The 4,996-nt window shown below is 55.8% G+C and carries 2 rRNA genes; both read left to right on the forward strand.

Annotated elements, in window-relative coordinates:
• Positions 1-1,432 (forward strand): 16S ribosomal RNA (locus tag BIU94_RS02635); the annotation flags it as partial.
• 432 nt (positions 1,433-1,864) lie between these two features.
• Positions 1,865-4,992 (forward strand): 23S ribosomal RNA (locus BIU94_RS02640).
• Positions 4,993-4,996: the final 4 nt, after the last annotated feature.

Genomic DNA, 4,996 nt, shown 5'->3' on the forward strand with positions numbered 1-4,996 from the left:
GATTAGTGGCGAACGGGTGAGTAACACGTGAGTAACCTGCCCCTGACTCTGGGATAAGCGTTGGAAACGACGTCTAATACTGGATACGATCACCGGCCGCATGGTCTGGTGGTGGAAAGATTTTTTGGTTGGGGATGGACTCGCGGCCTATCAGCTTGTTGGTGAGGTAATGGCTCACCAAGGCGACGACGGGTAGCCGGCCTGAGAGGGTGACCGGCCACACTGGGACTGAGACACGGCCCAGACTCCTACGGGAGGCAGCAGTGGGGAATATTGCACAATGGGCGAAAGCCTGATGCAGCAACGCCGCGTGAGGGATGACGGCCTTCGGGTTGTAAACCTCTTTTAGTAGGGAAGAAGCGAAAGTGACGGTACCTGCAGAAAAAGCACCGGCTAACTACGTGCCAGCAGCCGCGGTAATACGTAGGGTGCAAGCGTTGTCCGGAATTATTGGGCGTAAAGAGCTCGTAGGCGGTTTGTCGCGTCTGCTGTGAAATCCCGAGGCTCAACCTCGGGCTTGCAGTGGGTACGGGCAGACTAGAGTGCGGTAGGGGAGATTGGAATTCCTGGTGTAGCGGTGGAATGCGCAGATATCAGGAGGAACACCGATGGCGAAGGCAGATCTCTGGGCCGTAACTGACGCTGAGGAGCGAAAGCATGGGGAGCGAACAGGATTAGATACCCTGGTAGTCCATGCCGTAAACGTTGGGCGCTAGATGTAGGGACCTTTCCACGGTTTCTGTGTCGTAGCTAACGCATTAAGCGCCCCGCCTGGGGAGTACGGCCGCAAGGCTAAAACTCAAAGGAATTGACGGGGGCCCGCACAAGCGGCGGAGCATGCGGATTAATTCGATGCAACGCGAAGAACCTTACCAAGGCTTGACATACACCGGAAACGGCCAGAGATGGTCGCCCCCTTGTGGTCGGTGTACAGGTGGTGCATGGTTGTCGTCAGCTCGTGTCGTGAGATGTTGGGTTAAGTCCCGCAACGAGCGCAACCCTCGTTCTATGTTGCCAGCGGGTTATGCCGGGGACTCATAGGAGACTGCCGGGGTCAACTCGGAGGAAGGTGGGGATGACGTCAAATCATCATGCCCCTTATGTCTTGGGCTTCACGCATGCTACAATGGCCGGTACAAAGGGCTGCGATACCGTAAGGTGGAGCGAATCCCAAAAAGCCGGTCTCAGTTCGGATTGAGGTCTGCAACTCGACCTCATGAAGTCGGAGTCGCTAGTAATCGCAGATCAGCAACGCTGCGGTGAATACGTTCCCGGGCCTTGTACACACCGCCCGTCAAGTCATGAAAGTCGGTAACACCCGAAGCCGGTGGCCTAACCCTTGTGGAAGGAGCCGTCGAAGGTGGGATCGGTGATTAGGACTAAGTCGTAACAAGGTAGCCGTACCGGAAGGTGCGGCTGGATCACCTCCTTTCTAAGGAGCATCTGGCACCCTCGTGGTGTCCAGGCGCCCGATTCGGACCGAACGTGTCCGACGGGTAGCTCATGGGTGGAACATTGACAGTGCAGTCGGGAGTGATGCTTCCGGTCTTAGTACACCTTGCTTGCAGGGTGGGAACGGGTCGGGGTGGAGCTGCTGGCTGGTGCACGTTGTTGGGTCCTGAGGGACCAGGCTTCCCGGCCGAGTGTGGTCGGGGGTTGAGCCGTGACTGGTGGCGAGGTTCTCGCTTGCTGGTTGCTGGTTCTTCGTCGGGCCAGGATGAGTCCACCGTAGGGTGGGGGAGTGCTGGTGCCGATCGTATGTTGAGAACTACACAGTGGACGCGAGCATCTTAGATCGCTCGTGACGATGATGAAGCCTTCGGGTGGAGTTGTTGTTCGAGTCGATCGCAATTTTAATCTTTGTGGTCAAGTTTCTAAGAGCAAACGGTGGATGCCTTGGCATCTGGAGCCGAAGAAGGACGTAGAAATCTGCGATAAGCCTCGGGGAGCTGATAATCGAGCTGTGAGCCGAGGATTTCCGAATGGGGAAACCCCGCCAGGCGCTTTTGTGACCTGGTGACTCCCGCCTGAATATATAGGGCGGGTAGAGGGAACGTGGGGAAGTGAAACATCTCAGTACCCACAGGAAGAGAAAACAACATGTGATTCCGTGAGTAGTGGCGAGCGAAAGCGGATGAGGCTAAACCGATCATGTGTGATAGCCGGCGGGCGTTGCATGGTCGGGGTTGTGGGACACGTCACTCAGTTCTGCCGGACTGGGGCGGTTACAGCGCATCATAGTCGAACCGGTTTGAAAGCCGGGCCGTAGTGGGTGCCAGCCCCGTAGACGAAATGGTGTTATGGCCGGATGTGTATCCCAAGTAGCACGGGGCCCGAGAAATCCCGTGTGAATCTGTCAGGACCACCTGATAAGCCTAAATACTCCCAGATGACCGATAGCGGACAAGTACCGTGAGGGAAAGGTGAAAAGTACCCCGGGAGGGGAGTGAAATAGTACCTGAAACCGTTTGCTTACAAACCGTCGGAGCCTCCTTGTAGGGGTGACGGCGTGCCTTTTGAAGAATGAGCCTGCGAGTTAGTGATATGTGGCGAGGTTAACCCGTGAGGGGCAGCCGTAGCGAAAGCGAGTCTGAATAGGGCGTTTGAGTCGCATGTTCTAGACCCGAAGCGAAGTGATCTATCCATGGCCAGGTTGAAGCGACGGTAAGACGTCGTGGAGGACCGAACCCACTTCAGTTGAAAATGGAGGGGATGAGCTGTGGATAGGGGTGAAAGGCCAATCAAACTTCGTGATAGCTGGTTCTCTCCGAAATGCATTTAGGTGCAGCGTTGCGTGTTTCTCGCCGGAGGTAGAGCTACTGGATGGCCGATGGGCCTCAACAGGTTACTGACGTCAGCCAAACTCCGAATGCCGGTGAGTGAGAGCGCAGCAGTGAGACGGTGGGGGATAAGCTTCATCGTCGAGAGGGAAACAACCCAGACTACCAACTAAGGTCCCTAAGCGTGTGCTAAGTGGGAAAGGATGTGGAGTTGCATAGACAACCAGGAGGTTGGCTTAGAAGCAGCCACCCTTGAAAGAGTGCGTAATAGCTCACTGGTCAAGTGATTCCGCGCCGACAATGTAACGGGGCTCAAGCACACCACCGAAGTTGTAGATTTCGCACTATAGACAAGCCTTCGTGGTTCAGTCGTGCGGAGTGGTAGGAGAGCGTCGTGTGGCGAGTGAAGCGGCGGAGTGATCCAGCCGTGGACGCTACACGAGTGAGAATGCAGGCATGAGTAGCGAAAGACGGGTGAGAAACCCGTCCTCCGAAAGACCAAGGGTTCCAGGGCCAGGTTAATCCGCCCTGGGTAAGTCGGGACCTAAGGCGAGGCCGACAGGCGTAGTCGATGGACAACGGGTTGATATTCCCGTACCGGCGAACAACCGCCCAAGCTAATCCAGTGGTGCTAAGAGTCCTAACCCGGCGCATCCGGATCCCTTCGGGGTGATGGTGTCCGGTCTAACGCTCGACCCCATGCTGGTGCGGTTAGCGTATGAACAGGTGTGACGCAGGAAGGTAGCTGAGCCAGGCGATGGTATCCGTAAGGTGAACCTGGTGTAAGGATGTAGGGCTGACGATAGGCAAATCCGTCGTCTGTACGCCTGAGATCCGACGCGTACCCGTAAGGGGAAATCAGTGATCCTATGCTGCCGAGAAAAGCATCGACGCGAGGTTGCAGCCGCCCGTACCCGAAACCGACTCAGGTGGTCAGGTAGAGAATACCAAGGAGATCGAGAGAATCGTGGTTAAGGAACTCGGCAAAATGCCCCCGTAACTTCGGGAGAAGGGGGGCCGGACGCGTGACCGGATTTACTCCGTGAGCGTTGAAGGCCGCAGAGACCAGTGGGAAGCGACTGTTTACTAAAAACACAGGTCCGTGCGAAGTCGCAAGACGATGTATACGGACTGACGCCTGCCCGGTGCTGGAAGGTTAAGAGGAAGGGTTAGCCTTTGGGCGAAGCTCTGAATTTAAGCCCCAGTAAACGGCGGTGGTAACTATAACCATCCTAAGGTAGCGAAATTCCTTGTCGGGTAAGTTCCGACCTGCACGAATGGCGTAACGACTTCCCAGCTGTCTCAACCGCGAACTCGGCGAAATTGCACTACGAGTAAAGATGCTCGTTACGCGCAGCAGGACGGAAAGACCCCGTGACCTTTACTACAGTTTGGTATTGGTGTTCGGAGTGGCTTGTGTAGGATAGGTGGGAGACTGTGAAGCGGGCACGCTAGTGTTCGTGGAGTCATTGTTGAAATACCACTCTGGTCACTTTGGATGTCTAACGTAGGACCCTGATCGGGTTCATGGACAGTGCCTGATGGGTAGTTTAACTGGGGCGGTTGCCTCCCAAAGAGTAACGGAGGCGCCCAAAGGTTCCCTCAACCTGGTTGGCAATCAGGTGGCGAGTGTAAGTGCACAAGGGAGCTTGACTGTGAGACTGACAGGTCGAGCAGGGACGAAAGTCGGGACTAGTGATCCGGCAGTGGCTTGTGGAAGCGCTGTCGCTCAACGGATAAAAGGTACCTCGGGGATAACAGGCTGATCTTGCCCAAGAGTCCATATCGACGGCATGGTTTGGCACCTCGATGTCGGCTCGTCGCATCCTGGGGCTGGAGTAGGTCCCAAGGGTTGGGCTGTTCGCCCATTAAAGCGGTACGCGAGCTGGGTTTAGAACGTCGTGAGACAGTTCGGTCCCTATCCGCTGCGCGCGTTGGAAATTTGAGAAGATCTATCCCTAGTACGAGAGGACCGGGATGGACGAACCTCTGGTGTGTCAGTTGTTCTGCCAAGGGCACCGCTGATTAGCTACGTTCGGACCGGATAACCGCTGAAAGCATCTAAGCGGGAAGCCGTCTTCGAGATGAGATTTCCATGCACCTTGAGTGTGAGAGGCTCCCAGCAGACTACTGGGTTGATAGGCCGGATGTGGAAGCGGGGACTAACGACCCGTGGAGCTGACCGGTACTAATAAGCCGAAGACTTGACAACACAA

Source organism: Curtobacterium sp. MMLR14_006 (assembly GCF_001864985.1).
In the GTDB taxonomy this organism is placed as follows: Bacteria; Actinomycetota; Actinomycetes; order Actinomycetales; family Microbacteriaceae; genus Curtobacterium.